The 26,458-nt window shown below is 71.8% G+C and carries 31 protein-coding genes; 13 read left to right on the forward strand and 18 right to left on the reverse strand.

All coding sequences use genetic code 11. The features are described from left to right. Positions 1–37: 37 nt before the first annotated feature. The 5 genes from ACGFYP_RS26195 to sigE all read right to left on the reverse strand — a co-directional run bounded on the left by ACGFYP_RS26195 (position 38) and on the right by sigE (position 4,897). Positions 38–667: a hypothetical protein gene (locus ACGFYP_RS26195; protein ID WP_361964241.1), complete on the reverse strand. Its 630-nt coding sequence runs from the start codon at positions 665–667 to the stop codon at positions 38–40. A 93-nt stretch (positions 668–760) separates the two neighbouring features. Further along, positions 761–1,213, reverse strand: a complete 453-nt coding sequence (locus ACGFYP_RS26200; RefSeq protein ID WP_393498173.1) for a sec-independent translocase — start codon at positions 1,211–1,213, stop codon at positions 761–763. Between the two features lie 91 nt (positions 1,214–1,304). Continuing rightward, a complete protein-coding gene (locus tag ACGFYP_RS26205; protein ID WP_393498176.1) occupies positions 1,305–3,077 on the reverse strand; it encodes a trypsin-like peptidase domain-containing protein in 1,773 nt (590 codons plus the stop codon). A 78-nt stretch (positions 3,078–3,155) separates the two neighbouring features. Then, positions 3,156–4,136, reverse strand: coding sequence for an anti-sigma factor family protein (locus tag ACGFYP_RS26210; protein WP_393498411.1), 981 nt, complete (start codon positions 4,134–4,136; stop codon positions 3,156–3,158). A gap of 2 nt (positions 4,137–4,138) precedes the next feature. Further along, on the reverse strand, positions 4,139–4,897 hold the full coding sequence (gene sigE, locus ACGFYP_RS26215; protein WP_361964247.1) for an RNA polymerase sigma factor SigE: 759 nt from the start codon (positions 4,895–4,897) through the stop codon (positions 4,139–4,141). Positions 4,898–5,039: 142 nt separating this feature from the next. Here sigE and ACGFYP_RS26220 point away from each other — a divergent pair, with 142 nt between their 5' ends. Then, positions 5,040–5,705 (forward strand): O-methyltransferase, encoded by a 666-nt coding sequence (locus tag ACGFYP_RS26220; protein WP_393498181.1) that lies wholly within the window; start codon positions 5,040–5,042, stop codon positions 5,703–5,705. 141 nt (positions 5,706–5,846) lie between these two features. On the opposite strand, the gene ACGFYP_RS26225 is transcribed toward ACGFYP_RS26220, so the two are convergent. Both ACGFYP_RS26225 and ACGFYP_RS26230 read right to left on the reverse strand, forming a co-directional pair. After that, on the reverse strand, positions 5,847–6,014 hold the full coding sequence (locus tag ACGFYP_RS26225) for a DUF3117 domain-containing protein (RefSeq protein ID WP_006346801.1): 168 nt from the start codon (positions 6,012–6,014) through the stop codon (positions 5,847–5,849). 126 nt (positions 6,015–6,140) lie between these two features. Next, a complete protein-coding gene (locus ACGFYP_RS26230; RefSeq protein WP_361964251.1) occupies positions 6,141–6,284 on the reverse strand; it encodes a hypothetical protein in 144 nt (47 codons plus the stop codon). A 42-nt stretch (positions 6,285–6,326) separates the two neighbouring features. Between ACGFYP_RS26230 and ACGFYP_RS26235 the strand changes: the two genes are divergently transcribed. Beyond that, positions 6,327–7,130: an enoyl-CoA hydratase/isomerase family protein gene (locus tag ACGFYP_RS26235; protein ID WP_393498186.1), complete on the forward strand. Its 804-nt coding sequence runs from the start codon at positions 6,327–6,329 to the stop codon at positions 7,128–7,130. A 69-nt stretch (positions 7,131–7,199) separates the two neighbouring features. Here ACGFYP_RS26235 and ACGFYP_RS26240 read toward each other — a convergent pair whose 3' ends face one another. Together ACGFYP_RS26240 and ACGFYP_RS26245 are read right to left on the reverse strand one after the other, a co-directional pair. Further along, on the reverse strand, positions 7,200–7,784 hold the full coding sequence (locus ACGFYP_RS26240; RefSeq protein WP_393498189.1) for a DNA-3-methyladenine glycosylase I: 585 nt from the start codon (positions 7,782–7,784) through the stop codon (positions 7,200–7,202). Further along, a complete protein-coding gene (locus tag ACGFYP_RS26245; RefSeq protein WP_361964256.1) occupies positions 7,781–8,134 on the reverse strand; it encodes a hypothetical protein in 354 nt (117 codons plus the stop codon). The genes ACGFYP_RS26240 and ACGFYP_RS26245 overlap by 4 nt, the downstream gene beginning before the upstream one ends. 103 nt (positions 8,135–8,237) lie before the next feature. Here ACGFYP_RS26245 and folP point away from each other — a divergent pair, with 103 nt between their 5' ends. Next, complete coding sequence (folP, locus tag ACGFYP_RS26250) at positions 8,238–9,098, forward strand: dihydropteroate synthase (protein ID WP_393498193.1); 861 nt, start codon at positions 8,238–8,240, stop codon at positions 9,096–9,098. A gap of 61 nt (positions 9,099–9,159) precedes the next feature. Here folP and ACGFYP_RS26255 read toward each other — a convergent pair whose 3' ends face one another. Both ACGFYP_RS26255 and dapE read right to left on the reverse strand, forming a co-directional pair. After that, positions 9,160–9,909, reverse strand: coding sequence for a TIGR00730 family Rossman fold protein (locus ACGFYP_RS26255; RefSeq protein WP_393498196.1), 750 nt, complete (start codon positions 9,907–9,909; stop codon positions 9,160–9,162). Positions 9,910–9,993: 84 nt separating this feature from the next. After that, positions 9,994–11,076: a succinyl-diaminopimelate desuccinylase gene (gene dapE, locus ACGFYP_RS26260; RefSeq protein ID WP_393498199.1), complete on the reverse strand. Its 1,083-nt coding sequence runs from the start codon at positions 11,074–11,076 to the stop codon at positions 9,994–9,996. A gap of 29 nt (positions 11,077–11,105) precedes the next feature. Between dapE and ACGFYP_RS26265 the strand changes: the two genes are divergently transcribed. Both ACGFYP_RS26265 and ACGFYP_RS26270 read left to right on the forward strand, forming a co-directional pair. After that, positions 11,106–12,074: a hypothetical protein gene (locus ACGFYP_RS26265; RefSeq protein WP_393498202.1), complete on the forward strand. Its 969-nt coding sequence runs from the start codon at positions 11,106–11,108 to the stop codon at positions 12,072–12,074. A 466-nt stretch (positions 12,075–12,540) separates the two neighbouring features. After that, positions 12,541–12,957: an ATP-binding protein gene (locus tag ACGFYP_RS26270; protein WP_361965688.1), complete on the forward strand. Its 417-nt coding sequence runs from the start codon at positions 12,541–12,543 to the stop codon at positions 12,955–12,957. A 97-nt stretch (positions 12,958–13,054) separates the two neighbouring features. Here the strand turns inward: ACGFYP_RS26270 and dapC are convergent, their stop codons facing one another. Together dapC and fdxA are read right to left on the reverse strand one after the other, a co-directional pair. Next, positions 13,055–14,167, reverse strand: coding sequence for a succinyldiaminopimelate transaminase (gene dapC / locus ACGFYP_RS26275; protein ID WP_393498206.1), 1,113 nt, complete (start codon positions 14,165–14,167; stop codon positions 13,055–13,057). A 114-nt stretch (positions 14,168–14,281) separates the two neighbouring features. Beyond that, positions 14,282–14,602 carry a ferredoxin gene (gene fdxA / locus ACGFYP_RS26280; protein WP_003985062.1) on the reverse strand — a complete coding sequence of 107 codons (321 nt, stop codon included), beginning with the start codon at positions 14,600–14,602 and terminating at the stop codon, positions 14,282–14,284. Between the two features lie 112 nt (positions 14,603–14,714). On the opposite strand from fdxA, the gene ACGFYP_RS26285 reads away from it, so the two are divergent. Beyond that, positions 14,715–15,716 (forward strand): GNAT family N-acetyltransferase, encoded by a 1,002-nt coding sequence (locus ACGFYP_RS26285; RefSeq protein WP_393498211.1) that lies wholly within the window; start codon positions 14,715–14,717, stop codon positions 15,714–15,716. Positions 15,717–15,721: 5 nt separating this feature from the next. Next, complete coding sequence (locus tag ACGFYP_RS26290) at positions 15,722–16,558, forward strand: tetratricopeptide repeat protein (protein WP_393498414.1); 837 nt, start codon at positions 15,722–15,724, stop codon at positions 16,556–16,558. Positions 16,559–16,681: 123 nt separating this feature from the next. Here ACGFYP_RS26290 and ACGFYP_RS26295 read toward each other — a convergent pair whose 3' ends face one another. Further along, on the reverse strand, positions 16,682–19,009 hold the full coding sequence (locus tag ACGFYP_RS26295) for a hypothetical protein (protein ID WP_393498214.1): 2,328 nt from the start codon (positions 19,007–19,009) through the stop codon (positions 16,682–16,684). A gap of 207 nt (positions 19,010–19,216) precedes the next feature. Here ACGFYP_RS26295 and ACGFYP_RS26300 point away from each other — a divergent pair, with 207 nt between their 5' ends. Continuing rightward, the gene (locus tag ACGFYP_RS26300; protein WP_393498217.1) at positions 19,217–19,810 is read left to right on the forward strand and encodes a hypothetical protein; all 594 of its coding nucleotides are present in this window, start codon (positions 19,217–19,219) and stop codon (positions 19,808–19,810) included. A 15-nt stretch (positions 19,811–19,825) separates the two neighbouring features. Here ACGFYP_RS26300 and ACGFYP_RS26305 read toward each other — a convergent pair whose 3' ends face one another. Next, the gene (locus tag ACGFYP_RS26305; RefSeq protein ID WP_393498220.1) at positions 19,826–20,272 is read right to left on the reverse strand and encodes a nitroreductase/quinone reductase family protein; all 447 of its coding nucleotides are present in this window, start codon (positions 20,270–20,272) and stop codon (positions 19,826–19,828) included. After that, entirely contained in the window at positions 20,269–20,889 is a 621-nt protein-coding gene (locus tag ACGFYP_RS26310; RefSeq protein ID WP_393498223.1) for an NAD(P)-dependent oxidoreductase, read from the reverse strand. Before ACGFYP_RS26310 ends, ACGFYP_RS26305 begins: the two co-directional genes overlap by 4 nt. Positions 20,890–20,948: 59 nt before the next feature. Here ACGFYP_RS26310 and ACGFYP_RS26315 point away from each other — a divergent pair, with 59 nt between their 5' ends. From ACGFYP_RS26315 to ACGFYP_RS26325, 3 genes are all read left to right on the forward strand, one after another. Further along, entirely contained in the window at positions 20,949–21,335 is a 387-nt protein-coding gene (locus tag ACGFYP_RS26315; protein ID WP_393498226.1) for a winged helix-turn-helix transcriptional regulator, read from the forward strand. A 101-nt stretch (positions 21,336–21,436) separates the two neighbouring features. Continuing rightward, positions 21,437–21,763 (forward strand): hypothetical protein, encoded by a 327-nt coding sequence (locus tag ACGFYP_RS26320; protein WP_393498417.1) that lies wholly within the window; start codon positions 21,437–21,439, stop codon positions 21,761–21,763. 237 nt (positions 21,764–22,000) lie between these two features. After that, on the forward strand, positions 22,001–23,698 hold the full coding sequence (locus tag ACGFYP_RS26325; protein WP_393498229.1) for a serine/threonine-protein kinase: 1,698 nt from the start codon (positions 22,001–22,003) through the stop codon (positions 23,696–23,698). Here the strand turns inward: ACGFYP_RS26325 and ACGFYP_RS26330 are convergent. Both ACGFYP_RS26330 and ACGFYP_RS26335 read right to left on the reverse strand, forming a co-directional pair. Then, positions 23,681–23,971 (reverse strand): DUF397 domain-containing protein, encoded by a 291-nt coding sequence (locus tag ACGFYP_RS26330; protein WP_393498232.1) that lies wholly within the window; start codon positions 23,969–23,971, stop codon positions 23,681–23,683. The genes ACGFYP_RS26325 and ACGFYP_RS26330 overlap by 18 nt on opposite strands. Continuing rightward, entirely contained in the window at positions 23,943–24,785 is an 843-nt protein-coding gene (locus ACGFYP_RS26335) for a Scr1 family TA system antitoxin-like transcriptional regulator (RefSeq protein WP_393498235.1), read from the reverse strand. The genes ACGFYP_RS26330 and ACGFYP_RS26335 overlap by 29 nt, the downstream gene beginning before the upstream one ends. 115 nt (positions 24,786–24,900) lie before the next feature. Between ACGFYP_RS26335 and ACGFYP_RS26340 the strand changes: the two genes are divergently transcribed. Then, on the forward strand, positions 24,901–25,125 hold the full coding sequence (locus ACGFYP_RS26340; protein WP_393498238.1) for a hypothetical protein: 225 nt from the start codon (positions 24,901–24,903) through the stop codon (positions 25,123–25,125). Positions 25,126–25,375: 250 nt separating this feature from the next. Next, the gene (locus ACGFYP_RS26345; protein ID WP_393498241.1) at positions 25,376–26,323 is read left to right on the forward strand and encodes a hypothetical protein; all 948 of its coding nucleotides are present in this window, start codon (positions 25,376–25,378) and stop codon (positions 26,321–26,323) included. The last annotated feature ends 135 nt before the right edge of the window (positions 26,324–26,458 follow it).

Below are 26,458 nucleotides of genomic sequence, written 5' to 3' on the forward strand. Positions count from 1 at the left end.
GCGCCCTTTTCGCGTTCCTCAGGTTCCTGACGCGTTCCTACGAGGCGTACGCCTCAAGGTCCTGGACCCCCGCGAACCCCAAGCCGTACGCGCTCATGCCCCGCCCGTACGCCCCGATGTGCACCGCCCCGGCGGACCCGGCGAGAACCCAGCCGAACTCGGACTCCCGGTAGTGGAACGGCATCGGCACCCCGTCCACGGGCAGCGAGAGCGTCGACCACTCCGGGCCCGTCAGGTCGTCCGCCAGCTCGAAGGCCGTCTCCGTCTGCTGGTCCAGCCAGTCGTCGCGCAGCGCGTGGTCCAGCTGCGCGGGCCAGGTGTACGCCAGGAGTCCGGAGCCGGCCAGCCAGGCGGCGGAGGAGACCGTGGTGGCGTCGAGGACGCCCGTACCGTCGCCGGTCCTGCGCACCGGGCTCGCGGCGACCGTCACGACGACCGCGAAGCGCTCCTTCTCGACCCCGCTCGCGTCGGACTTTATCGACGGCTCGTCCCCGTGGCCCATCGACCCGTGCTGGACGGTCCCGTCGGCCGCCGTGCCGACCTGCATCAGCCAGCGCGCTCCGGTGAACGCGTCGTCAAGTCCGTACCAGGTGAAGGGTGCGCGCAGATAGCCTTCGGCCGCGCGCCGGGCAGCGGGCACTCCCTCCACCCGACTCGTCGTCTCCATCTCGGCCGCCTCCTCGATCCGTCGTGTCCGCGGCGGCGGACAACAGATGGAGGATAGCCACCGGCTCACGCCAGGTCGTGTCAGCCCAGGTGATCAGGTCGCGTCGGAGTCGTACGGCGGCCGCTCGCCGCCGTCCGGCTTGTCCTGCTTCTTCAGCAGGTCCGGCGAGCCGTTGACGGTCGCCGGGACCGAGGCGGCCGCGGGGGACGGCTCCGGCTCGCGGCCGTTGACCGCGTCGGCGACCTCGTTCATCTCCTTCTTGAGGTCGAAGCTGCTGCGCAGCTCCTTCAGCTCCTTGAGGTCCTCGTTCCCGTCCAGCTGCTTGCGCAGGAAGGTCTTGGGATTGAGGTCCTCGAACTCGAAGTCCTTGAACTCGGGCCCCAGCTCGGTACGGATGTCCTGCTTGGCGCTCTCGGAGAACTCGCGGATCTTGCGGATGAACCGCGAGGCGTCCTGGATGACCTTCGGCAGCTTGTCCGGGCCGAAGATGAGCACGGCGAGGACCACGAGCGTCACGAGCTCGAGTATGCCTAGGTCGTTGAACACCTTGCTGCTCCTTACGCGGGGTCCGGGGCCCGCTCCACGGTACCCGCCGAAACAGCCGGGCGGGTACCTTGCGGTGTCTCCCACATGGCGCTCAGTCGCCCTGCGAGGAACCGAGCGTCAACGTCTTGGTCTGTTCCTTGCCACCGCGCTTCAACGTCAGCTCCAGCCGGTCGCCCGGGCGGTGGGCGCGGATCTTCACGATCAGCTCCTCGCCGCTGTGCACCCGCTGGCCGTCGACCTTGGTGATGACGTCACCGGGCCGGATGCCCGCCTTGGCCGCCGGGCCGCCCGGGGTGATCGAGGCGCTGCCGTCCTTGCCCTTGTCGCCGACCCGCGCGCCGTCGCCGTTGAACTGCATGTCGAGGCTCACACCGATGACGGGGTGGGTGGCCTTGCCGGTGTTGATCAGCTCCTCGGCGACCCGCTTGCCCTGGTTGATGGGGATGGCGAAGCCGAGGCCGATGGAGCCCGACTGGGCGCCCTCGCCGCTCTCGCCGCCACCGGCCGCGCGGATGGCGCTGTTGATGCCGATGACCCGCGCCTTGGAGTCGACCAGAGGGCCGCCCGAATTGCCCGGGTTTATCGGCGCGTCGGTCTGGAGGGCGTCGACGTAGCTGACGTCGCTGCCGTCGCCCTTCTCGCCGCCGGCGGTGATCGGGCGCTCCTTGGCGCTGATGATGCCGGAGGTGACGGTGTTCTGGAGGTCGAAGGGGGCGCCGATGGCGACGACCGGGTCGCCGACCCGGACGTCGTCCGAGTTGCCGAGCGGGAGGGGCTTGAGGCCCGACACCCCGGTGACCTTGACGACGGCGAGGTCGTAGCCGCTGTCCTTGCCGACGAGCTTGGCGCTCGCGGTCTCGCCGCTGCTGAAGGTGACGCTGATGTCGCCGGAGGCGGCGGCCGCGTCGACCACGTGGTTGTTGGTGAGGATGTGGCCCTGGGTGTCCAGGACGAAGCCCGTGCCGGTACCGGAGGAACCGGCACCGCTGACGTGCAGGGTGACCACGCTCGGCAGGGCGCTTGCGGCGATCCCGGCGACGGACTCGGGGGCGCGGTCGCCGCCCTCGACGTCCGCCTGGGGCAGCTCGACGGTGGTGATGCCGCCGTTGCGCTCGACGTACGCGCCGATGGCGCCGCCGACGACGCCGGTGATCAGGGCGAAGATCAGCGCCCCGACGAGCGCGAGCCCGCGGCGGGAGCGGCGGGGCTTGCCGAGCGGCTCGGCCCCGACGGTCAGCGGCGCGGCGGGCGCGCCGGCGGCACCGGGCGCTCCCCAGGGGTCGTACTGCACCCACTGCGCGGGCTGCGGGACGGGGGCGGTCGACTGCGGGACGGCCTGCGGGGGAAGGGCCTGTGGCGGGACGGCCTGCGGCGGGACGGCCTGCGGCGGCGGTGCGGGCACGCCGTGGGCCGGAGTCGCCACCGGTCGCTGGACGGGCGGCGCGGGCGCCCAGGGCCCGGGCCCTCCGTAGGGCGGAGTCCGGTACTCATCGGGCTCGTGCAGCGGCTGGGGCTGCGCGTGCGACTGCGCCTGCGCGGTGACCTGGTCCTGCGGCTCGACCGGCGGCCCGGCCGGCACCTGCCCCCGCGGCTCGACCGGAACCTCCGTCGGCGCCAGGTCCTGCGGCTCGGTCTTGACCTCGGGCACCGCCTGCTGCTCGACCGGCGCCTCGGTGGCGCCTGCCTGCTGCGGTACGGGGGTGGGTGCCGGCGCGGGCTGCGCGTCCGGGGTCGCGGGGGCGGCGAGGGTGAAGTCACCCTCGTCCGCGACCGGCGGTTCCGGTATCTCCCCGGCCTCCGGCCGCGTACTCGTCGGCCGACTCCACCACTTCGGCTTCTGGCCGGTCGACTTCCCGTCGTTCATGCTCTCCCCGCAACAGCTGACCTGTCCGCGCCCGCCTCACGGCGGGCGCCCGTGCCGAGGATTCAACCAGGTCCCGGCTCAGCGGTGGGACGTGAGCGGGGTCGTCGTCGGGTTGGCGTCCGCGAGCGCGGTCGGGGACGGGGCGGGACGCGGGCCGCCCAGCGGGTTGTACGCGGACGTGAACGCCAGGCGCAGCGCCGGGCCCGTGGGTCGTACGAACGGGGAGAGCTCGAAGACCGACTGGCCGGACGTCCCCTGGAGCTGGAGGGCGACGGCCGGGGTCGGCTCGCCGGGAACCAGGGGTCCGGAGGCCACCGTGCCGGTGGTCGAGCCGACGCCGATCGGGCTCTCCGACGAGCCGATGGACGTCCGCTCCTCCGTGCGCCCGCCGCGTCCGGCGGTCGTGCCCGCGTTCGTCGCCGTGCCCGTACCGGAACCCGTGCCCGTGCCGGTGACCGAGCCGACGCCCGGGCCGGTGGCGGAGGTGCGGAGCGGGGTGACGTTCGTACCCGTGCCCTCGCCGCGCGCGCCGACGTTCGGCGTCGCCTCCAGGGGCAGGGCTCCGCCGAGCGCTATCGCGGCGAACGAGACCGCGCTGGCGGCAGCGATGCCGAAGCGCCGGCCGCGCCAGGACGAGCGGTCGCCGTCGGGTCGGCCGACCGCGTGGATACGGAAACCGGAGTGGTGCGGGGAGACCGGAACGGCCGTCGCGAAGCCGTCCGACCTCACTCCGCCGATGCCTCCTCCGACACCTCCGCCTCCGCCGAGGCCGAAGAGATCGTCGAAGGGTCCTCGACGGTCGTCACCCCCCGGTTCGCCAGGGCCCCCGGGCAACCCCTGAAGGCGTGCGAGGAGCCCTTCCGAGGGCGGTGGGGGTGCGGTGGAGGCGAAGACGCTCTTCAGCCGGCGCTGGGCGTCGGCCTCCGCCTTGCATTTGGCACAGGTCGCGAGGTGCGCGAGGACCCGCTCGCGGGCGTCGTGGCCGAGCTCCCCGTCGACCAGAGCGGCGAGTCGGTCCCCGAGGTGCTGCTCCGCGGGGGTCGGGCCGGCAGGACTGATGCTCACGCCGTTCCGCCCTCCCAGCCGACGGCGGCCAGCGCGCGCTCCGCCCGGGCCTCGGGGGAGCGGTGCTTGAGCGCCTTGCGCAGGTGCGAGCGGCCGCGGTGGATGCGGCTGCGGACCGTGCCGAGCTTCACGCCGAGGGTGGCGGCGATCTCCTCGTACGACAGCCCCTCGATGTCACAGAGGACGACCGCGGCCCGGAACTCGGGCGCGAGGGTGTCGAGGGCCTGCTGCACGTCCGCGTCGAAGTGCGTGTCGTTGAACGCCTGCTGCGGGGAGGGCTCGCGGCTGGGCAGCCGCTCGGCCGCGTCGTCGCCGAGCGCGTCGAACCGGATCCGCTGCTTGCGGCGGACCATGTCGAGGAAGAGGTTGGTGGTGATGCGGTGCAGCCAGCCCTCGAAGGTGCCCGGCGTGTACGTCGACAGCGAGCGGAAGACGCGGACGAAGACCTCCTGCGTGAGGTCCTCGGCGTCGTGCTGGTTGCCGGTCAGCCGGTAGGCGAGGCGGTAGACCCGGCCGCTGTGCGTGCTGACGATCTCCTCCCAGGTGGGCGGAGTCCACGCCTGCGATTCCGCATCCGATGCGAAGGTCGCGGTGGTGGGAGCGGAGTCGGCGGTGTGGATTCGGTCAGCGGTGTTTGTCACGGATTTCGGCTCACCCGCCGACCTGAGAAGACGCCGAAGCACTCCTCCCCGATCCACAGGCGCAGCCGCACCTCCCCTGTCGGCTCTGGTGGTGTCCAGTGGAGCCCCTACCATAGCCACCTCGCCCGTTAGCTCCGGATAAGAATCTTTACGCGAATTTGGGGACCGGATCCTCCGTGCCCCTCCTCGCCGCCCTGCCTCCTATGAACGCGCGGTCCCATCTGCGGGTTCCCGGGTGCAGCGGATACAGTCACCGTTGCGCCAACTACGGGGACAGGAGAGGGCCATTACCGCCAACCGGCCGACGAGCTGGGCGTTCGCCGACGCCTTTGTCGCCGAGGACGAAGCGCTGCGCTGGGCCCGTGACCGGGCCCGGGAGACAGGGCTGCCCTCGGTGTCACCGGGCACCGGCGCCGCTCTGCGCCTGCTGGCCGCGACGGCGGACGCGAAAGCGGTGGCCGAAATCGGTACGGGCACGGGCGTGTCCGGGATCTATCTGCTGCACGGGATGCGGCCGGACGGGGTCCTGACGACGGTGGACCTGGAGCCGGAGCGCCAGCAGTTCGCGAAGACGGCGTTCCGTGCGGCGGGCTTCGCGGGGAACCGGGCGCGTTTCATCCCGGGCCGCGCGCTGGACGTCCTGCCCCGACTCGCGGACGGCGGGTACGACCTCGTGTTCTGCGACGGCGACCGGCTGGAGTGCCTGGACTACCTCGCTGAATCGTTGCGCCTGCTGCGACCGGGCGGTCTGGTCTGCTTCGAGGGCGTCTTCGCGGACGGCCGTACGGTCGACTCGGGGGCGCAGCCGGCGGAGGTGCTCCGGATACGGGAGCTGCTGCGGGCGGTCCGGGAGAGCCAGGAGCTGCTGCCCTCCCTGCTGCCGGTCGGCGACGGCCTGCTCTGCGCGGTTCGCCGGGGCTGACGGCCGCCCTCGCCCGCTCCGTACGTCCCCACCTCGCCCCTCAGGGGCCGCACCCGTCCCTTGGACACCCCCCGACACACCCCTGCCCCGGCGCGGTGGGTACCGTGCCGGGGCAGGGGCGGACAATCCTGGCTTGTCGAGTCAGCCGACTACCTGCTTCAGGGCGTCGCCGAGGGCTTCGGCCTCGTCCGGGGTCAGCTCGACGACAAGCCGACCGCCGCCTTCGAGCGGAACGCGCATGACGATGCCCCGCCCCTCCTTGGTCACCTCGAGCGGGCCGTCGCCCGTCCGCGGCTTCATGGCCGCCATGCTTGTTCCCCTTCCTGAAACCAGCTCTTCGTCAGCCGACGGCCCCTGATCGGGAGCACACGTCACCGGCATCGAACACATTGCTTCCAGGTCATTATCCCGCATCGGAGGACCCGATGACCAACATCAGACTGCATCGCTTGCGCAACGCGCTTCCGCAAAACCGCCCAATTCGGCGATCGGCCTGCGATACTTCGCCGCCATCGCGCCACCAGCACCCTTCAGGTCTTTGACGCAGGTCACATGTGCGGGGTGGGTGATCTCCGCCATGCTGGGCCAGTCAGGGACGCAATGACGCGAAGGGAAGCCGCGATGGCCGACACCGTGCTGTACGAAGTGACCGACGGACTCGCCACGATCACGCTCAACAGGCCCGAGGCCATGAACGCGATGAACGTCGAGGCGAAGCTCGCCCTGCGGGACGCCGTGGAGGCGGCGGGCGCGGACACGGCCGTACGGGCGGTGCTGCTGACGGCGGCGGGCGACCGGGCGTTCTGCGTGGGGCAGGACCTGAAGGAGCACGTGGGCCTGCTGCTCCAGGACAAGGAGTCCGGGTCGCAGGCGACGATGAACACCGTCCGGGACCACTACAACCCGATCGTCCGGGCGCTGACCGGCATGAAGAAGCCGGTGGTGGCGGGCGTGAACGGCGTCGCGGCCGGGGCCGGCTTCGGCTTCGCGCTCGCGGCCGACTACCGGGTGGTCGCGGAGACCGCCGCGTTCAACACCTCCTTCGCGGGCGTGGCCCTCACCGCGGACTCCGGCGTGTCGTGGACGCTGCCGCGGCTGATCGGCGCGAGCCGCGCCTCCGACCTGTTGCTCTTCCCGCGCTCGATCACCGCGCAGGAGGCGTACGAGCTGGGCATCGTGAACAGGCTCGTCCCGGCCGCCGACCTGGCCGAGGAGGCCCTGAAGGTCGCCCGCACCCTGGCCGAGGGCCCGACGGTGGCGTACGCGGCGCTGAAGGAGTCCCTGGCGTACGGCGCGGACCACTCGCTGACGGAGGCCCTGGAGAAGGAGGACGAGCTCCAGACGGCGGCGGGCGCCTCGGAGGACCACACGATCGCGGTGCAGGCCTTCCTGGCGAAGGAGAAGCCGAAGTACGTCGGCCGCTGAAACCGAGCACCCCGGGGCGCCGACCAACTGGCCGACAGCCGACCGGCCCTACCAGCCGACCGCCGCCAGCTAGACGGCGCCCCGGGACACGCAGTCCTTGAGGTGGTCGTCGACCAGGCCGCAGGCCTGCATCAGGGCGTAGGCCGTGGTCGGGCCGATGAAGCGGAGGCCGCGCTTCTTCAGGGCCTTGGAGAGCGCCGTCGACTCGTCCGTCACGGCCGGGACGTCCACGGTCGTCAGGGGGGCCGGGCGGGTCTTCGGGTCAGGGGCGTGGGACCAGATCAGGGCGTCCAGCTCTCCGGGGGCCCACTCGGCGAGCACCTTGGCGTTCGCCATGGTCGCGTCGATCTTCGCGCGGTTGCGGATGATGCCCTCGTCCGTGAGGAGCCGCTCCCGGTCGGCCGCGCCGAACCGCGCGACCGAGGCGATCTCGAAGTCGGCGAAGGCCCGGCGGAAGCCCTCGCGCCGGCGCAGGATCGTGATCCACGACAGGCCGGACTGGAACGCCTCCAGGCAGAGCCGCTCGAAGAGCGCGTCGTCGCCGTGGACCGGGCGGCCCCACTCCTCGTCGTGGTACGCCACGTAGTCCTCGGTCGACAGGCCCCAGGGGCAGCGGAGCCGCCCGTCCGGGCCGGGGATCGCCTCGCCGGTCACCGGCCGGGCCCTTCGTCCTTACGGAGGGAGGGGCCGGACGACGGGCCCTGACCGCCGTGCCTGCCCGCGAGCGCCGCCTCGAGGTCCGCGATCCGGGCGTCCCGCTCCGCGAGCTCGGCGCCCAGGCGTCCGAGGACGTCGTCCACGTCCGCCATGCGGTACCCCCGCGCCGTCACCGGCAGTCGGAGCGCCTCGACGTCGGCGCGGTCCACCGGGCGGGTGGCCGGCAGCGGGTCCACCAGCTGCTCGGGCGCCACCTCGGGCAGCACCTCACTGTCTCCCCCGCCGATCACCGCGAGGGTGACAGCGGCGACGACCACGACCATCGCGATCAGCAAAAACCAGAACACCAGCGCGCCTCTCCCCGAAGTGGAAAACGTCCCGTGCCGATCGTGCCATGCGCCACTGACAGTTAGGGTCGCAGGCGAACGGACGCGAGGGAGGACAAAAGGGATGCTGCGCTTGGGACGGCGTGAATTCGGGCCGCACGAGCCGGTGATCATGGCGATCGTGAACCGGACCCCGGATTCCTTCTACGACCAGGGCGCTACCTTCCGCGACGAGCCCGCCCTGGCCCGCGTCGAGCAGGCGGTCGCCGAGGGCGCCGCCATCATCGACATCGGCGGGGTGAAGGCGGGCCCCGGCGAGGAGGTCTCGGCCGAGGAGGAGGCGCGCCGCACGGTCGGTTTCGTCGCGGAGGTACGGCGCCGGTATCCGGAGGTCGTCATCAGCGTCGACACCTGGCGCGCGGACGTCGGCGAGGCGGTCTGCGAGGCCGGCGCGGACGTCCTCAACGACGCGTGGGGCGGGGTGGACCCCCGGCTCGCGGAGGTCGCGGCGCGGTACGGCGCCGGTCTCGTCTGCACCCACGCGGGCGGCGCGGAGCCGAGGACCCGGCCGCACCGGATCGCGTACGAGGACGTGATGGCCGACATCCTGCGGGTGACCGTGGGCCTGGCCGAGCGGGCGGTCGACCTGGGCGTCCGGCGGGACGGGATCATGATCGACCCGGGCCACGACTTCGGCAAGAACACCCGCCACAGCCTGGAGGCGACCCGGCGGCTCGGGGAGATGACGGAGACGGGGTGGCCCGTGCTCGTGTCCCTGTCCAACAAGGACTTCGTGGGCGAGACGCTGGACCGGCCGGTCAAGGAGCGGGTCCTGGGGACGCTGGCGACCACGGCGGTTTCGGCGTGGCTGGGGGCGCGGGTGTATCGGGTGCACGAGGTGGCGGAGACGCGGCAGGTGCTGGACATGGTGGCGACGATCGCGGGGCACCGTGAGCCCGCCGTCGCCCGGCGGGGGCTGGCGTAACGCGGGAGCGAAGGGGGGAAGGGGCGGGGCGTCGGGCGCCCCGCGCCCGACGCCCCGATCCCTACCGGCCCGTCTCCTTCGTCACCAGGGCGACCGCCTCGTCCACGTCGTCCGTCACGTGGAAGAGGAGCAGGTCCCGTTCCGAGGCCTTTCCGCCGGCGACGACCGAGTCGCGGAGCCAGTCGACCAGGCCCTTCCAGTACTCCGTACCGAAGAGCACGATCGGGAAGCGGGTGACCTTGCGCGTCTGGACCAGGGTGAGCGCCTCGAAGAGCTCGTCCAGGGTGCCGAGGCCGCCGGGGAGGACCACGAAGCCCTGGGCGTACTTCACGAACATCGTCTTGCGGACGAAGAAGTAGCGGAAGTTCACGCCGATGTCGACGTGCGGGTTGAGCCCCTGCTCGAAGGGGAGCTCGATGCCCAGGCCGACCGAGACGCCCTTGGCTTCCCGCGCGCCCTTGTTGGCCGCCTCCATCGCGCCCGGGCCGCCGCCCGTGATGACCGCGAAGCCGGCGTCGACCAGCGCGCGGCCGAGCCGCACGCCCGCTTCGTACTCCGGCGAGTCCGGCTTCGTGCGGGCCGAGCCGAAGACGCTGATCGCGCTCGGCAGTTCGGCGAGGGCGCCGAAGCCCTCCACGAACTCGGACTGGATGCGCATGACCCGCCACGGGTCGGTGTGCACCCACTCCGAGTCGCCCTCGGTGTCCAGCAGACGCTGATCCGTGGTGCCCGGCTGGACCTGGTCCCGGCGCCGCAGCACCGGTCCCAGCCGCTGCTCCTCCGGCTTCGACGCTCCCTCGGGGATACCCATGGCCTGCTCCCTCCACCGATCCACTGATCTTCTGATTCGGTCAGGGTAGGTCCACAGACGTGACAAAAAGCAGAATTTCGGCTGTCAGGCAGTGAGCCAGTCGCGGAGGCGTGCCTCGCAGTGGACGATCCGTTCCACGACGACGTGCTCGTCCACCTTGTGCGCGTAGATCGGGTCGCCGGGACCGTAGTTGACCGCGGGGACGCCGAGGGCGCTGAAGCGGGCCACGTCCGTCCAGCCGAACTTGGGGTGGGCCGTGCCGCCGACCGCCTTCATGAACGCCTCCGCGGCCGGGTGGGAGAGGCCGGGCAGGGCGCCTCCGCTGTGGTCGTCGACGACGAACTCGGCGACACCGCAGTCGGCGAAGACCTCGCGCACGTGCGCCTCGGCCTCCGCGGGGGTGAGGTCGGGGGCGTAGCGGTAGTTGACGACGACCGTGCAGGCGTCGGGGATGACGTTGTTGGCGACGCCGCCCTCGATCCGTACGGCGTTGAGCCCCTCGTGGTACTCCAGGCCGTCGATGACCGGCTTGCGCGGCTCGTACGCGGCAAGGCGGGCCAGGATCGGCGCGGCGCTGTGGATGGCGTTGGAGCCCATCCAGGAGCGCGCGGAGTGGGCGCGCTCGCCCTCCGTGTGCAGGAGGACGCGCAGGGTGCCCTGGCAGCCGCCCTCGACCTCGGCGTTCGACCCTTCGAGGAGGACCGCGAAGTCGCCCTCGAGCCAGTCCGGGTGGGCCTCCGCGACCTTCCCGAGGCCGTTGAGGTGGGCGGCGACCTCCTCCTGGTCGTAGAAGACGAAGGTGAGGTCGCGGTTGGGCTGGGGGACGGTGGCGGCGATCCGGAGCTGGACGGCGACGCCCGACTTCATGTCGGAGGTGCCGCAGCCCCACAGGATGCCGTTCTCGTCGAGGCGCGAGGGCACGTTGTCGGCGATCGGCACGGTGTCGATGTGGCCGGCGAGGATCACCCGCTGCTCGTGACCGAGGTTCGTACGGGCGACGACGTTGTTGCCGAACCGGTCGACGGTGAGGTGCGGAAGCGTCCGCAGGGCCTGCTCGATCGCGTCGGCGAGCGGCTTCTCGGTCCCGCTGACCGAGGGGAAGTCGACGAGCCAGGCGGTGAGCGCGGGGCCGTCCAGCGTGAGGTCGAGGGGAGCGTTGTCAGCCATGTGCCGACCCTAACCCGGCCTCCAGTACGGTGGGCCCCGTGTCCGAGCGCAGCCGTACCCCCCGCACTCGCCGCACCGGCCGTCTCGGCAGGTACACGGCGGCCTTCGTCGTGCTCTGCGGCCTGATCGCCTATGTGGCCGTGCACCATGTCACGGGCTCCAAGAGGGCGCCCGTCTGCACGGTGGGCAGTGGCGAGAACACATACGAGTTCACGCTGGAGCAGGCGGCGAACGCGGCCACCATCTCGGCCGTGGGCACGACGCGCCGGATGCCCGAGCGGGCCGTCACGATCGCCCTGGCGACGGCGCTCCAGGAGTCCGCGCTGCGGAACATCCAGCACGGCGACCGCGACTCCCTCGGCCTGTTCCAGCAGCGCCCGTCGATGGGCTGGGGGACGCCCGAGCAGATCATGGACCCGGTGTACTCCTCGGGGAAGTTCTACGAGGGTCTCGCGAAGGTCCCGGGGTACTCGCGCCTCCCGTTGACGGTCGCGGCGCAGAAGGTGCAGAAGAGCGGCTTCCCGCAGGCGTACGCGAAGCACGAGCCGGACGCGGCGCTGCTCGCGGCCGCGCTGACGGGCCGCTCGGCCGCCGCCCTCAGCTGTACGACGAGCAAGGTGGACCCCGGGCGGCCGGGCGATCCGGCGAAGGTGCGGGCGGAGCTGGTACGGGCCTTCGGCGAGAAGGTCGCCCCGAAGCCGACGGCGGGCGCCGACGCGGGTGGGTCCTCCGGCAGGAACGCCGGTGGCGGCACGGACGCGAAGGGCGCCGCCCCCGCCGTGCTCTCCGTCCCCGTCGTCGCGACCCCGGGCACGGGCGCCCGGCGCGGCTGGGAGCTGGCCCACTGGGCGGTGGCGCGCGCGGACGACCTGCGGATCGCGGAAGTGACGTACGGGGGCAAGGTCTGGCGCGCGAGCGACGTCTCGGGCACGTGGACCAGGTCGAGGACCCCGGACGGGACGGCCGCGGACGCGGTCCGCATCCGACTGGAGCCGTAAGCCCTCGACTCACACGGCCTGGCTCGCGCGGCGGGGCGCGGGGCGGCGTAGCTCGCGCCGGCGGGGCACTGGGCAGCTCGCGCGGCAAGGCGCGGGGCAGGTCGCGCGGCAATGCACTGGGCAGCTCGCGCCGCAAGGCTCGCGCGGCGGGGCGCCGAGGCGGCTCGCGCGGCGGGCAGCCCCGTGGAAGCCGGGAATCCGCCGTCGGGCGTGCGTGCGGGGTGTCACCCGACCGGGTATTCGCGCACCTCCCTCGCCGCTCCACCTCCCCAACCCCCCACTCCCCTTGCACCACAAGGGGAGTGACGGTTCAGCACGGCTTGGATCTTCGGCGCGTTCGTCCGCTTTCCTCCCCACCTGATAATGCGATGCATCGCACGGGCTTTACCTTCGAACGCCGCAACCTCCCCCTCCCCCGCCTCGGTTGAGCACGGCGTCAGAACGTCCTCTCCGTCGAAGGAGCACCATGTCCCTCCCCCTGACCCGTCGGATCGCCCGCGCCGCCCTCCTCGTCGCGGCCGGAGCAGCCCCCGTGGTCGGTGCGGCCGGCTCCGCGAGCGCCATGGACCACAACATCGCGCCCACGGGCGCCCTCTCCGGCATCAGCTCGCTCGACGCCGCCGGGGCCGGCAGCACGGTCGACGGTGCCTCGCAGACCGCCACCGGTCTCGTCGGCGAGACCGGCAGCAAGGCCGTCGGCACGTCCGTTCCGGCCGCCGGCAAGACCCTGGGCACGGCGACCAAGACCGCCACCCCGGCCGCGCAGGAGATCGCGGGCGAGACCGCCGGCAACGCGGGCCAGGTCGTCGGCGAGACCGCCCCGTCCGCCGGCGGCCTCGGCGGCGGCGTCCCGTCGCTCGGCGGGCTGCCGATCGGCGGCTGACCGACCCCCGGACCGGTAACTCCAGCACCGGTACGGGAAAAGGGCCCGGGGAGCACACGCTCCCCGGGCCCTCTCACGTCACGCCGTCCGTCAGGACTCAGGACGCCAGGCGCTTGACCGCCGCCTCGACCCGCTCGTCCGTCGCCGTGAAGGCCACGCGGACGAACCGCTCCCCCGCCGTTCCGTAGAAGTCGCCCGGCGCGACCAGGATGCCCTTCTCCGCCAGGTACGCCACCGTCTCCCAGCACGGCTCGTCCCGGGTCGCCCACAGGTAGAGGCTCGCCTCGCTGTGCTCGATGCGGAAGCCGTGCGCCTCCAGCGCCGTCCGCAGCGCCGCGCGCCGGGCCGCGTACCGCTCGCGCTGCTCGGCGACGTGCGCGTCGTCGCCGAGGGCGGCGACCGTGGCGGCCTGCACCGGGGCGGCCGTCATCATGCCGCCGTGCTTGCGGATCTGGAGCAGCTCACCGAGGACGGCCGCCTCGCCGGCGATGAACGCGGCGCGGTAGCCGGCCAGGTTGGAGCGCTTGGAGAGCGAGTGGACGGCGACGATGCCCTCGTACGTACCGCCGCAGACGTCCGGGTGCAGGACCGAGACCGGGTCGGCCTCCCAGCCCAGCTCCAGGTAGCACTCGTCGGAGAAGACGAGGATGCCGTGCTCGCGCGCCCAGGCCACGATCCGGATCAGCTCGTCCTTGCCGAGGACCTTGCCGGTCGGGTTGGAGGGCGAGTTCAGCCAGAGCAGCTTGACGGCCGCCGGGTCCAGGTCGGTGGTCGGGTCGTCGTAGACGACGGGCTCCGCGCCGCAGAGCCGGGCGCCGACCTCGTACGTCGGGTAGGCGAGGCGCGGGTAGGCGACCTGGTCACCGGCGCCGAGGCCGAGCTGCGTCGGCAGCCAGGCGACGAGCTCCTTGGAGCCGACGACCGGCAGCACGTTGTGGTGGGTGAGGTCGACCGCGCCGAGGCGCCGCCCGCACCAGCCGGTGAGCGCGTCCCGCAGCTCGGTCGTGCCCCAGACCGTGGGATAGCCGGGCGAGTCCGCCGCCGCGACCAGCGCTCGCCGGATCAGCTCCGGGACGGGGTCGACCGGGGTGCCCACGGACAGGTCCACGATGCCGTCCGGGTGGGCGACCGCCGTCTTCTTGTACGGCTCCAGCTTGTCCCAGGGGAAGGCGGGGAGGCGCGAAGAGACTGCGCCCGGGACTGCACTCACGAGTGGCTCACTTCCTCGTACGTACGGAAAACGCGTCGGGAACGCGTCGGGATACGCGTCGGTCCCGTACAGCGCGCCGGCGGGCGAGGCTGTACGGGACCGAGGACGGTTCGATCAGCCGTTCTGCGGCGGCAGGGCGGCGATGAAGGGGTGGTCGCGCTCGATCAGGCCGAGCTTGGAGGCACCACCGGGCGAACCGAGCTCGTCGAAGAACTCGACGTTCGCCTTGTAGTAGTCCTTCCACTCCTCCGGGGTGTCGTCCTCGTAGAAGATGGCCTCGACCGGGCACACCGGCTCACAAGCACCACAGTCGACGCATTCGTCCGGGTGGATGTACAAGGACCGGGAGCCCTCGTAGATGCAGTCGACGGGGCACTCCTCGATGCATGCCTTGTCCTTGACGTCGACACAAGGCTGCGCGATGACGTAGGTCACGCTGTCGTTCCTCCTCGGTAGGGCTGGTCTGCGCGGGAGCGCGGCGTCGTCGATGCCCGCCCCTAGTATCTCCGTTCTTGGGGACGATCCGAACAGGAGGGGCGGAGAAGCTGTGGAATTCACCGCAGGAGGGCGCCTTGAGGTGCGTATTACCCGCGCTGACGTGGGAAAACGTGTCTCAGTTCGGTACGTGACGGACGTGGGTGATCCGGGCGGGAAATTCACCGACGCGGTCGGAGTTCTCACATCTTGGGACCAGGGTGTGGTCTTGATCACACGACGGACCGGTGAGGCCGTCCGGATCGCGGAATCAGCCCTGGTCGCGGGCAAGGTCGTACCCGCCGCCCCGGCCCGCAGGCGCGGTCCCGCCGCCTCCTTCGAGGAGCTGGCGCGGGTGACGGCGCGCGGGTGGCAGCCGGTGGAGAGCGAGCCGCTGGGCGAGTGGACGCTGCGGGCCTCGGCCGGGTTCACGCGGCGGGCGAACTCGGTGCTGCCGCTCGGCGACCCCGGGCTTCCGCCGGAGGACGCCCTCGCGCGCGTGCGCGACTGGTACGAGAAGCGGGACCTGCCCCCGTACGTCCAGACGGCGACGGGCGCCGAGGGCACGCAGGAGCTCCTCTGCGCGGACCTCGAGCGGCACGGCTGGCGGTCGGAGGTCACGGCGGAGGTACGGGTCGGGGGCCTCGCCCCCGTCGCCGACCTGGACGCGGACGTCTCACGGGTCCGGCTCGCGCGGAGCGTGGACGAGGCGTGGCTGGGTCGCTACAACCGGTTCGGTGTGGTCGGACCCCATGTGCTGAGCGTCCTCTCCAGCGGCCCGAGTGTGTGGTTCGCGTCCGTACCGGGCACGGGAGACATACCGGCGGCGATCGGCCGGTGCGTGGTCGACGGCCGCTGGGCCGGATTCATGGCGGTGGAGGTCGACCCCTCGTCCCGGCGCCAAGGCCTTGCCACGGCCGTGATGGCGGCGCTCGCCCGGCAGGCCCTCGACGAGGGCGCGTCGGCGGCCTGGCTGCAGGTGGAGAAGGAAAACGACGGGGCGCGGGCGATGTACGAGGGGATGGGCTTCGCGGTCCATCACCACTATCACCACTACCGGCCGGCAGAGGCGTGAGCGAGGTGGACGGTGTGACCGGCGTGACCGACTGGCGGCGTGAATTCGCGGAGGAGGCCCGCACGCGGCGTCCGGACCTCGCACGGCTCTGTCTGCTGATCGGGGCGGTGGCGGACGACGGCCTGGGAGAGGCCGACCTGGACGCGGCGGAGATCGAGCTCGACCGGCTGGCCGGAGAGCTGCCGTACGGCATGCACGACCCGGCGCAGTGGGTGACCGCGCTGGCCCGGCTGCTCGGCGGCCGGTACGGCTTCCAGGGCGTCCCGGCCGACTACCAGCGTCTTGAGTCCTCGCTGCTGCACGAGGTGCTGCGGCGACGGCGTGGGCTGCCGATCCTGCTGTCCGTCGTCTGGATGGAGGTGGCACGGCGGGCGGGCGCCCCGGTGTACGGCCTCGGCCTGCCGGGCCACTTCGTGATCGGCTTCGGCGACCCGGCGGCCCAGGTCTTCGCGGACCCCTTCGCGGGCGGCCGGCCGATGACCGGTGTGGACGCGGAGCTGCTGGTCGCGGGCGCGACGGGCGAGCCCCTCGAACCCTCGATGCTGCGCCCGACGGACCCGCTGGACATCGTCCTGCGCATCCTGAACAACATCCGCGCCTGGGCGGCGCCCCGCCCCGAGCGGTCGAGCGTCGCCCTGTGGGCGGTGGAACTCTCCCTGATGCTCCCCTCCCACCCGGCCCGGCTGCGCTACGAGCACGCGGAGCTGCTGGTGCAGCGGGGCGATTTCCAGGCGGGGGCGGCGGAGATGGAGGCGTACGCCTCGGTCGTGGACGCGGTCGAACCGAGCGCGGCGGCCTCGATCCGCAACAGGGCCCAGGCGGCGCGGGCGCTGCTGAACTAGGTCCTGATCCGGCCTGATCCAAACGAAAGGCGCTGGATCTCGCGGAAGCGCAGAAGGGCCCCGACCCTGCCGAGGCATGGGTCGGGGCCCTCCTGCACAAGAGGCGCGTACGGCCTGTTCAGGCTACGTGCCGAGGGCCTTGCGTCGGCGCATCCACCACATCAGGCCACCGCCGAGGGCGACGATCGCCGCCGCGATGCCGGTGATCAGGCCGATCGGGGTGTCGGAGCCGGTGTCGGCGAGGTCGCCGTCGGGGTCCGGCTTGTTCGACGGCGGGGCCGTCGTACCGTCACCGGGGCCCGGGGTGGTGGGGTCCGGGGTGGGGGTCGACGGCGGATCGGTCGGGTTCGGCGGGTCGGTCGGGTCCGGCGGCGGGGTGGTGCCGCCGTCGTCCTTCTGACCGTTCGAGTTCCCGCCGAGGAGGAGCAGCCGCTCCCGCTCGGTGTCGTCGGTGAGGGCCTTGACCGAGGTCTTGGTCTGGCGCGGCAGGTGGCGGTTCTGGAGACGGAACTCGGTCTGGGAGACGTTCCGCTTGGGCTGCTTGGACAGGTCCACGCCGCCGACGCTGATGACCCAGACCTCTTGGCCCTTGGTGAGCTCGTACTTGAACTCACCCTCCTTGAAGACCTTGACGTACTTGTTGAAGACGTCGGTCTTCTTCCAGTCCTGGTGCGGGGCGCGGATCGGCCACTGCTCCACGTTGTTGCTGTTGATGATGGTGCGGTAGTCCGTCGGCCGCTGGGCGTCCTGCTGACGGACGAACTCGGCCGCCACCCGGGACTTGTAGACCCGGCGCAGGTCGGCGTACTGCGGCGCCTCGTTGATCCACTTCTCGACCTCGGGCACGATCGTGCTGCGGAACACCCGCTCGTTGTGCTCGATCTCGGCCTTGGTCAGCGAGTCCTGGCAGGGCTTGCCCTCGCCGGGGCCGGGGGTGTTGACGTCGGCGTACTCGGACTGGAGCTTGAGCGGCGCGTCGAGGATGTAGATCCCGCCGTCCTGCTCGCGGACCTGCGCCGGCTTCGGCTCGATCCAGTTCCGCGTCGACGTCAGGCACGGCCAGCCGTTGACCTTGGACAGGCTGTCCCAGGTGTTCTTGCCGAGGGCCGTCTTGGGGTCCATCGCCTTGAAGAAGTCGTGCTTGAGCCGGAGGTCGGCCTCCAGCAGCACCCGGCCGGCGTCCGTGGCCGCGAACTTGTCGTCCATGATCGTGCCGGGGGTGTCCGGGTTGAGGTTCACCCAGAACTTGTCCGGCGTCAGAGCCAGCCACGTGAAGAACGCGTCCGAGGCCATCTGCGCGTTCGCCCTGCCGCCCCAGCCGACCGTGTCGTTGTCGGGGTCTTCCTTCGCGCCGAAGGAGTAGTCCAGGCCCTTGCCCTTCACGGGCGTGCCGACGTACTGGAGTTCCAGGGTGGAGAAGTCGATGCCGCCCGGAGTGGGCATCTGGGAGATGCCGGGGATCCGGCCGATGCGCTGAAGCCGGTCGGCGAGCTGCTTCGGGTTCTCCGGCGACTTCTGGATCATGTCGTTGCCGCCGCCCCGGGAACCGGTGCTGGTGCCGGGCTTGGCGTTCATGTACGGATCGACACGGCGTGTCGGGCTGTTCGACGTACCGCTCGGGGCCTTCTCGACCGCGTCCGCCTTGTACGAGATCTTCTTGACCCGGTCCGGGGCGATCTTCCGCAGATCGGTGTCGTGGTTCTTCGCGCCGCCCTTGGTCTCCCGCCCGTACGCGTAGGAGATCTTCTTGTCCTTGTGGTTCGGGTCCTTCAGCAGCGCCTTGTCCTTGGGGCGCTGCGTGGGGTCGGGCTTGTCGTTCGACTTGCCCTCGACGATCTCGCCGGTGCGCTGGTTGTAGGCGTCCGCACGCCGTACGTAGCGTTCCTTGGTGTCCGGGTCGATGACCTCGAACTCCTTCTCGCAGATCCAGTCCGGACCCACCAGGCCGAAGTCGTAGACGAGCTTGGCCATGTACGCCTTGCCGCGGGGGTCGTTGCCGCCCTTGGGGATGTAGAAGTCGTCCCGGTACGTCGCGAACGGCACCCCCTTCCACTGGGCCGTGTTCTGCGCCTTCTTGTAGTAGGCCCAGACCCGCCGCTTGTCACCCTTCTTGTAGTCGTCCGGGTTGTCGCTGATCTCGTCGAGCTCATCAGGGGTGGGCGCGGGCAGGCCGTCCCATTGCCGCTGCCCGTTGACGTAGTCGTACTCGTCGCGGTCCGCGTCCGGCCGGATGTATCCGTCGGCCGGGAGGCCGCCTTCGACGACGTCGGAGAAGTCGTAGAAGTCCTTGTACTCCTCGTCGCAGCGCTTTCCCTGCTTCAGCGGAGGCTTCGCCTTCGCCTCGGCCTGGTCCCAGCCGGGCAGGCCGGTCAGCGAGACGGCGCCGGCACAGGCCAGCGCGATCGCCGCCCGCGCCCACCAGCGGCGCCGGGAAGGTATGTGTCGGGTCACGAAAACCCCCTGGGGGCCCCCAGGTCAGTCAGATTCCTCGCGTGGCGCCACGGGCCCCCGTGGTCAGTTCGGCGCCGCTGCGGGAGCAGCCCACCCTAGGGCCTCAACTCTCCCTGGCCACACGGGAATTACTGACGGCGCACCGACAACTTACGTGCTGCGCAGGATCTTTACACCGCGCACACATGGTTCGCCTAGTGTCGGGGCATGGAGTGGACCGACCCGCGCGACATGGACGAGGACGAGTACGCCGAGTACCTGCGCGAAGAGAAGACCCGAGACCACGTCAGCGCCCACAACCCGGTGCTGGAGAAGTGGCTGGGACAGCAGCGCGCCGGATTCCCCGCCTGGGCGAAGGAACGCGCCGGCCGCGGGCCGTGGGACTTCACCGTGGATTCCCTCCCCCGGCTCGAAGCGCTCGTCCGGGACGCGTTCGACAGCCCCGCCCAGGCCCGCAAGGCGAAGGACACGCCCCTGGTCGCGGTCGCGGCCTGGTACCTCGGCGAGGTCCACAACCGCGCCTTCGGCACCCAGTGGCGGCTCCACCCCTCCTTCGCCGACGACAACCCCCTCGACCACCGGCCGCACATCACCCCGCCCTGGGAGCGCCGGGAGGAGTTCCACTACACCGACCCCGAGCACATCGAGGACGACGCGCGCCCGATCTACTCCCCCACCGAAGTCTTGTGCCGGCTCCCCGCCCTGCCTGCGGATCAGGGCCTCCTGCACCGCATCAGCAGCCGGTGGGAGGTACCCCCCTCCTGCGACGATTCGTCCTGCCGCCACCACGCCGACAGGTAGGCGCGGCGCGAGGCCCTAGGGCCTGTCCGGGGTGACCAGGACGAGGGGGATCTCCCGGGTCGTGGCGGTGCGGTACGTCTCGTACGAGGGCATCGCCGACACGATCACGGGCCACAGCCGGGCCGCTTCGGCGGCGGTGGCCGGGCGGGCCGTCGCGGCGAGGGTGGCCGTGCCGACCTGGAGGGTGACCTCCGGGGTGGCCAGCAGGTTCAGGTACCAGGCCGGGTGCCGGTCCGAGCCCGCGTTGGACGCGGTGAGGACGTACGCGCCGTTCCCGTCCCGGACGTAGGCGAGCGCGGTGCGCCGCAGCAGGCCGGACTTCCGGCCCCGGGTGGTCAGCAGGAGGTCGTTCACGCCGGGGCGGGGGTTTCCGCCGGTCTCCTCGAAGCGGCGGATGTGGTCGGCGATCCAGGGAGTCGGATTGTCGTGGGTCGTCTCGCCGACCCGGCTCGCTTCGGTCATGCGGAGGTCACCCCCACGTGCGCCCGGTGCAGGGTCGGCCTCTCGGTCTCGTCCAGCAGCGCGCGGGCGAAGTCCGCCGCCGTGATCCGGCTGTCGGCGGCGGCCGGGGCGATCGCGTAGCCGCCGGTGGACTCGCCCGCGTGGTCGAAGTCGCCCGCCGGGCTCAGCACCGCCCAGTCCAGCGCCCCCGTCACGGCCGCCGCCACCCGCAGGGCCTCGGTGCCGGCGCCGTGGCCGACGTAGAACTCCCGCCACTCCTGCGGGTACCCGGGGGTGTCCATGAGCAGCTCCCCGGACGCGGTGGGCAGTACGGACGCCAGCCCGACCGACACGAGCCGCGTCACCCCGGCCTTCGGGAGCCCTTCCGCGAGGGCGTGTGCGACGGCGGGGAAGAACGCGCCGGGGAGCGCCCCGGAGTCGTACACGGCGACGATCGCCGCGTCGTGCCCGTCCGCGAGCCGCGCCACGGCCGCCGGGTCCGTCACGTCCCCGTCGGCCCGCCCGGCCTCGGTCACCTCGTGGCCCCGCAGTCGGGCCTCGGCCACGGCGGCCCTGCCGACCCGGCCGCCCGCGCCGAAGACGATGATCCTGCGCTTGCTGCTGCTCTTCGTTTCCATGGCCAGGAGCGTAGGAGGAGGGCTGGTTTCCGATCGGATACCTGCCTACGGTGTGGATCATGACGACCCCCCAGGCAGCCGGGCGCACCCCGCTGGACCCCGAGATGTTCGACCCCGTCTGCCCGTCCCCGCTGGTGCCGTTCCGCGTGGGCGACAAGTGGGCCACGCTGATCCTCCGGTGCCTGGAGGAGGGCCCGCGCCGGTTCTCCGAGCTCAAGGTCCCGCTGCGCGGCATCACGGCCAAGTCCCTGACCGCGTCGCTGCGCAGGCTGGAGCAGGACGGCTTCGTCGCGAGGGAGGAGTACGAGGGCACCCAGCGCCATGTCGAGTACGCCCTGACCCCGCTCGGGCGCGGCCTCCTGGGCCCGCTCGACGCGGCCTGCGAGTGGACGCGGGACCACTGGGACGAGCTGATCGAGACGCAGGAGCGGAGCTTGCGTCGCTGACGGCTCCACCGGCCCACTATCGCGTTGTGGGGCCCGGGGAGCCCCCGTAGGGTCGCGGCATGTCTCTACGTCTCCGTATGCAACAAGCCCTGCCCCAAGCGATGCGCGCCCGCGACAAGGCCGCCGTGAGCGCCCTGCGCACGACGCTCGCCGCCCTGGACAACGCCGAGGCCGTTCCGCTGGACGAGGCCGCGCTCAAGGGCGTGGCGCTGGAGAACGCGCCGGTCGGCGCCGGGGCGACCGAGGCGGTACGGCAGGAGCTGAGCGAGGGCACCGTGGCGGAGATGGTCCGCGCCGAGGCCACCGAGCGTCTGGAGGCCGCCGAGCAGCTGACCGCCCCCGCCCACGCCGACCGCGCCGAGCGGCTCCGCGCGGAGGCCGCCGTACTGCTGCGCTTCCTGGAGGAGCCCGGCCCCGGCGTCGCGTAGAACCCCGGACCGGGCCGGCCGCCGACCCCGCGCGTCAGGCTCCGCTGCCGGCCCACACGTACGTCGGACTGTCGTACAGGGGGCAGGGCATGGTCCACGTCCTGCGCGCCACGCGCTGACCGGGCACCCGGCCGCGACCGGACATGATCCGGAGTTGACCACCCGTCGGACGGCCAAGGGCCATAGGATCACCGCGCGTTCGGGTGAGATCCGAGAGGGAGCCGTGGGGGAACCGGTATGAAGCCGCTTGACGCATCCGTACCGGCGGAGGCCGGGCCGTACCGCCTCCTCACCGAGCTCGGCAGCGGCGGCATGGGCCGCGTCTTCCTCGGCGCGGCCCCTGACGGCCGTCTGGCGGCGGTGAAGCAGGTGCACCACCGGTTCGCCGCCGAAGACGGCTTCCGGAGCCGGTTCCGCCGCGAGGTCACCGCCTCCCGCAAGGTCTCCGGCGCCTATACGGCCGCCGTCATGGACGCCGACGCGGACGCGGAGCTGCCGTGGCTCGCCTCGGTGTTCGTCCCCGGACCGTCGCTCGGTGCCGCCGTGAACGCCACGGGCCCGCTGCCCGCCGAGACCGTACGCCGGCTGGCTCTGGGCCTTGTGACGGCCCTGGAGGAGATCCACCGCGTGGGCCTGATCCACCGCGACCTGAAGCCGGAGAACGTCCTGCTCGCCGAGGACGGCGTCCGCGTCATCGACTTCGGCATCGCGCGGGCGGTGGAGCCGGTGGGGTCGACGGCGCTGACGCAGACCGGCTGGGTGATCGGCTCTCCCCCGTTCATGTCACCCGAACAGGCCGAGAGCAAGGAACTCACCCCGGCGAGTGACGTGTTCTCGCTCGGTTCGGTCCTCGCCCTCGCGGCGACCGGCCGCGCGCCCTTCGCCGCCGCGTCGATGTTCCTGACGCTCCACAACGTCGTCCACACCGAGCCCGAGCTGGGCGAGATCCCGGAAGACCTGCGCGCGATCGTGGCCCGGTGCCTCGCCAAGGACCCGGCCGCCCGCCCGACCCCGGCCGAACTCCGGGCCCTGCTCGGCCCGGTCCGCCCCGCGGCCCGGCCGTGGCCGCCCGCCGTCCACGGGCTGATCACCGACCAGAAGGACCGCCTGGACGAGCTACTGGGCGAAGGTGACAGCGCCGAACGCACATCGCCCCCGCCGCCCGAGGTTGACGTCGAGGTCGAACCGGAGGCCGAGATCGAACCGGAGGCCGAGGCCGAGCCCCTGGCCGAGGCCGAGGTCGAGGTCGGACCCGAGGTCGAGCCCGAGCCCGAGGTCGAGGTCGAGGTCGATCGGGACGCCCGGACCGTCACGGCCGCCGCCCGGCCACCGCGTCCCACGCCCTCCCGGCCGGCGCGCAGGCGCGGCAGGCTGGTGGCCCTGGTCACGGCGGGTGCGCTCGCCCTGGCAGGTGCCGGAGTCGGTACGTATCTGCTGCTCCAGAACCAGGGCGGTTCAGGCGCCGCCGCACCCGACAAGTACGCGAAGGTACCGGTCTGCTCGGACGCCGCCGGGCAGCTTCCTCTGCCGGACCGGCTGGCGAAGGCGGACAGCACCGTCCAGGACGGTCCTGCGCCGGTGACCAACTGCTCCTGGTACGAGGGCGATCCCTCGGCGAACTGGGCCGCCGCGGCCGCCCCGCACGCGATCGTCCGATGGTCCCTGCGGCGGACCGTCGGCACGGACGGCAACGCTACGGAACGCAAGAACGAGGCGTTCGACCAGGAAGCGTCCACCGGCCGCCGGGACAGTCTCGACGTCGGGGACGAGGCCTACTGGGACCTGCCCAACCCCTACCGGAACTGCTCGCTGAACGTCCGTGACGGCAACCTCGTCGTCTGGGTCCTGCTCAGCGGCGACCGCCACCCTGCCGCAACCTGCGAGTCGGAGGCCAGGACGATCGCCAAGGCCGCCGTGTCAGCGATGCCCCAGTGACCCCTTGACCCCGTCCACGAACGCCGCCCACGCGGGGGCGGGGAAGAGGAGAGCGGGGCCGGTGGGGTTCTTGCTGTCCCGGACGGGGACATGGGCGGGGCAAGCGGCGTCGTTCACTTCGAGGCACGCGCCGCTCTCGCCGCCGCTGTACGAGGACTTCCGCCAGGCGTCGCTGACTTCGAGGCACTCGCCGCTGTCGCCGCCGCTGTAGGAGGACTTACGCCAGGCGGGGAGGACCGAGGCGTCACGGATGCTGGTTGCTACGTGCTGCATGTTCGTATTCCTCCGCTACAGACCTGATCAGAGCCAGCGACTCGCGATGGGAGAGCGCGTCGCCCAGAGCGTGATCGTAGTCCAGCTGACAGGCCCGAACCATGGCCGGTTCTTCCCACACGCGACCGTTGTTGAGGCCCTCGACATAGGCGATCGGCGGCTGGTCCTGGAACCACATCAGGGAGACCAAGCCCTCCAGCAGGGCGTGATAGCCCGAGCTGAACGGCAGGACATGCACCCGGACACGGTGGTTCTCCCCGAGGCGGACGATGTGCCGGAGTGCCTCGCACATCACCGCCGGACCACCGATCTCACGGCGCAGGACAGCCTCGTCCAATATCGCCCAGACCGTCGGCGAGTCGAAGTTCTCAAGGATCCGCGTTCGCTCGATCCGTGTGCCGAGGAGCTTGTCACGCTCCTCATCGCTCTTAGGCGCGGACCCGGAACTCAGTACGTCCTCGGCGTACGCCCTCGTCTGGAGGATGCCCGGGACCAGCGTCTGCCCGTACACCCGGATCGTCGTCGCCTGGCCCTCGAACTCCAGCGCCTCCGCGAAGTGCTCGGCCACCTTCTTGCCGTCCAGCGCCGGCAGGAACCGTTCGAAGAAGTCGTCGCCCAGATTCAGGGCCCGGTCCAAGCGCCGCGCGTCCTCCTCGCCCGGGCGGCGGCGCCCCGCCTCCATGTGGGCCAGGTGAGTGCGCGAGATGATCGCCAACTCACTCAACTGCTCCTGGGTGAGGCCCGCCGCTTCTCTTCGGCGTTTCAGCTCTTCACCGTATTTTCGACGGGTCTCAGGATTGTCCTCGATTGCCATCGCCAACTCCCCGACGTGCTGGTCGCGTTGTCACGCGTAAACCCCTGTCGAGCGTAACGTGATCCACGCCACTGTGTGACCGGAACACCACACAGAGCGAAAGGGCTCGCGAGCAATGCAAACCCCCCACGGTCCCGGCGCCTTCGTCGCCCATACCGGAACCGACGTCTACGGCCCCGGCAAGGTCATCGGCGTGGACGGAGCCCATCGGCGCGTGCGGTTCGTGCACTTCGTGGCCACGATCCGCGCCGACGACCTCCGGCCGGCCTCTCCCCGCGAGACGCGGGAGATCCAGGAGTGGCTGCGCGCCAAGCGGCAGCGGTACGGCGGCGAGTGGTGATGACGCTGCGCGTCTCGCGCGACGGCGGGCGGAGCTGGTCCGCCGTCAGGACGTACATACCCCGGCGGGGAGACGTGCCGGTCGAATCGATTCTGCGCTTTCCGCCCTGCCGTTGCCCCCGCTGCTTCGTCACAGCAAGCGACCGTCCGGTCACTCATCCTGCTGTACGGTGAGCACAAAAGCGGCCCCCGAGCTGGTTGCAGCCAGCGTCGAGGGCCTTCACTTCGAGTGCCTACAAGGAGCACCCGGAATGCTTCGTCATGCTATCCCGCCGTCTCGGTGCTTCAGTCAGATCTCGAACGAGATCCTTCGCCATCGGGACCTCGGTTCCGACGCCGTACGGCTCCTGTGCTGGCAGCTCTCCCTCCCCGACGGCGTCAACGAGCCGCTCTCCAAGACCGCCGAACGGGCGGGCATCCGCAAGGTCGGCTTCCTGCGTGCCAAGGGGCAGTTGAAGATCGCCGGCTATTTCCACGAGTGGCGCGAGCAGGGGCCCGGAGGGCGGTGGGCCACCCGGCAGCTCGTCTCCAACGTGCCGCTCAGCGCCGCCGAGGTGGCCGTCCTGCGGTCCGGTCCTCCGGCCGACTCGCCACCGACGGACACCCGTCCGGCCGCCGGTGAGCCGACCGGTCGGGCCGTCGGCCGTCATCCAGAGAAGACTCCCGCAGGGAACACCTCCAACCCTCCCCCGCCCGAGGCGCCTAGGTGCCCTAAGGCCCCTAGGGACCCCGAGGCTCCCGCGGCCCCCGAGGACCCCGACGTCCCCGAAGCCCGCCGCCTCGTCGACTCGCTGCCCGCTCTCGATCCCCGGCTGCGCGTCCCGCGCGCGATGCTGCCGGAGTTGGCGGGCCTCGCGGCCCGCTGGCTGGAGGCGGGGCACGTGGCCGAGTCCGTACGGGACGCCGTCGCCCGTTGCCTGCCCGGCCGGGGCAGTCCGATCCACCGGCCCGGCGGGCTGCTGCGGTACATCCTCCGCGAGGTGCCACCCGTCGCGCCGCCGCCTCCGCCGCCCTGGGTAGCCGCGCTCCGCGAGTGCGAGAGCGGGCTTCACGTACAGCCGTACCTGTTCCGGCCGTCGGGCGACGAGGACCACTGCGGGCCCTGCCGTGAGCCCTCCCCCGCCGAAGCCACGTCCGCCGCCGCCAGGCCCCCAGCCGGACCCGACCTCGCCCGTGCCGCGCTCAGGAGCCACCTCTAGCGTTCCCTGGCCCCCTGGATCCCCCTGGCTCCCCTAGCTACCCGGGAGTTGTCTGTACAACTCCCGGACGCCGTTCCCCGATCGGCCTTCAAGAATTCACTCCCGACTGCTGCGATACACGCGCCATTCGAAAAC

This window comes from Streptomyces sp. NPDC048370 (genome assembly GCF_043200825.1).
Classification (GTDB): domain Bacteria; phylum Actinomycetota; class Actinomycetes; order Streptomycetales; family Streptomycetaceae; genus Streptomyces.

Coding starts and splice junctions, on each gene's coding strand:
- ACGFYP_RS26195 (WP_361964241.1), bottom strand. CDS start 667: ATGGAGACGACGAGTCGGGTGGAGGGAGTGCCCGCTGCCCGGCGCGCG.
- ACGFYP_RS26205 (WP_393498176.1), bottom strand. CDS start 3,077: ATGAACGACGGGAAGTCGACCGGCCAGAAGCCGAAGTGGTGGAGTCGG.
- sigE (WP_361964247.1), bottom strand. CDS start 4,897: ATGGTAGGGGCTCCACTGGACACCACCAGAGCCGACAGGGGAGGTGCG.
- ACGFYP_RS26225 (WP_006346801.1), bottom strand. CDS start 6,014: ATGGCGGCCATGAAGCCGCGGACGGGCGACGGCCCGCTCGAGGTGACC.
- ACGFYP_RS26230 (WP_361964251.1), bottom strand. CDS start 6,284: ATGGCGGAGATCACCCACCCCGCACATGTGACCTGCGTCAAAGACCTG.
- ACGFYP_RS26235 (WP_393498186.1), top strand. CDS start 6,327: ATGGCCGACACCGTGCTGTACGAAGTGACCGACGGACTCGCCACGATC.
- folP (WP_393498193.1), top strand. CDS start 8,238: ATGCTGCGCTTGGGACGGCGTGAATTCGGGCCGCACGAGCCGGTGATC.
- ACGFYP_RS26255 (WP_393498196.1), bottom strand. CDS start 9,909: ATGGGTATCCCCGAGGGAGCGTCGAAGCCGGAGGAGCAGCGGCTGGGA.
- dapE (WP_393498199.1), bottom strand. CDS start 11,076: ATGGCTGACAACGCTCCCCTCGACCTCACGCTGGACGGCCCCGCGCTC.
- ACGFYP_RS26270 (WP_361965688.1), top strand. CDS start 12,541: ATGTCCCTCCCCCTGACCCGTCGGATCGCCCGCGCCGCCCTCCTCGTC.
- ACGFYP_RS26300 (WP_393498217.1), top strand. CDS start 19,217: ATGGAGTGGACCGACCCGCGCGACATGGACGAGGACGAGTACGCCGAG.
- ACGFYP_RS26305 (WP_393498220.1), bottom strand. CDS start 20,272: ATGACCGAAGCGAGCCGGGTCGGCGAGACGACCCACGACAATCCGACT.
- ACGFYP_RS26310 (WP_393498223.1), bottom strand. CDS start 20,889: ATGGAAACGAAGAGCAGCAGCAAGCGCAGGATCATCGTCTTCGGCGCG.
- ACGFYP_RS26315 (WP_393498226.1), top strand. CDS start 20,949: ATGACGACCCCCCAGGCAGCCGGGCGCACCCCGCTGGACCCCGAGATG.
- ACGFYP_RS26320 (WP_393498417.1), top strand. CDS start 21,437: ATGCGCGCCCGCGACAAGGCCGCCGTGAGCGCCCTGCGCACGACGCTC.
- ACGFYP_RS26325 (WP_393498229.1), top strand. CDS start 22,001: ATGAAGCCGCTTGACGCATCCGTACCGGCGGAGGCCGGGCCGTACCGC.
- ACGFYP_RS26330 (WP_393498232.1), bottom strand. CDS start 23,971: ATGCAGCACGTAGCAACCAGCATCCGTGACGCCTCGGTCCTCCCCGCC.
- ACGFYP_RS26335 (WP_393498235.1), bottom strand. CDS start 24,785: ATGGCAATCGAGGACAATCCTGAGACCCGTCGAAAATACGGTGAAGAG.
- ACGFYP_RS26340 (WP_393498238.1), top strand. CDS start 24,901: ATGCAAACCCCCCACGGTCCCGGCGCCTTCGTCGCCCATACCGGAACC.
- ACGFYP_RS26345 (WP_393498241.1), top strand. CDS start 25,376: ATGCTTCGTCATGCTATCCCGCCGTCTCGGTGCTTCAGTCAGATCTCG.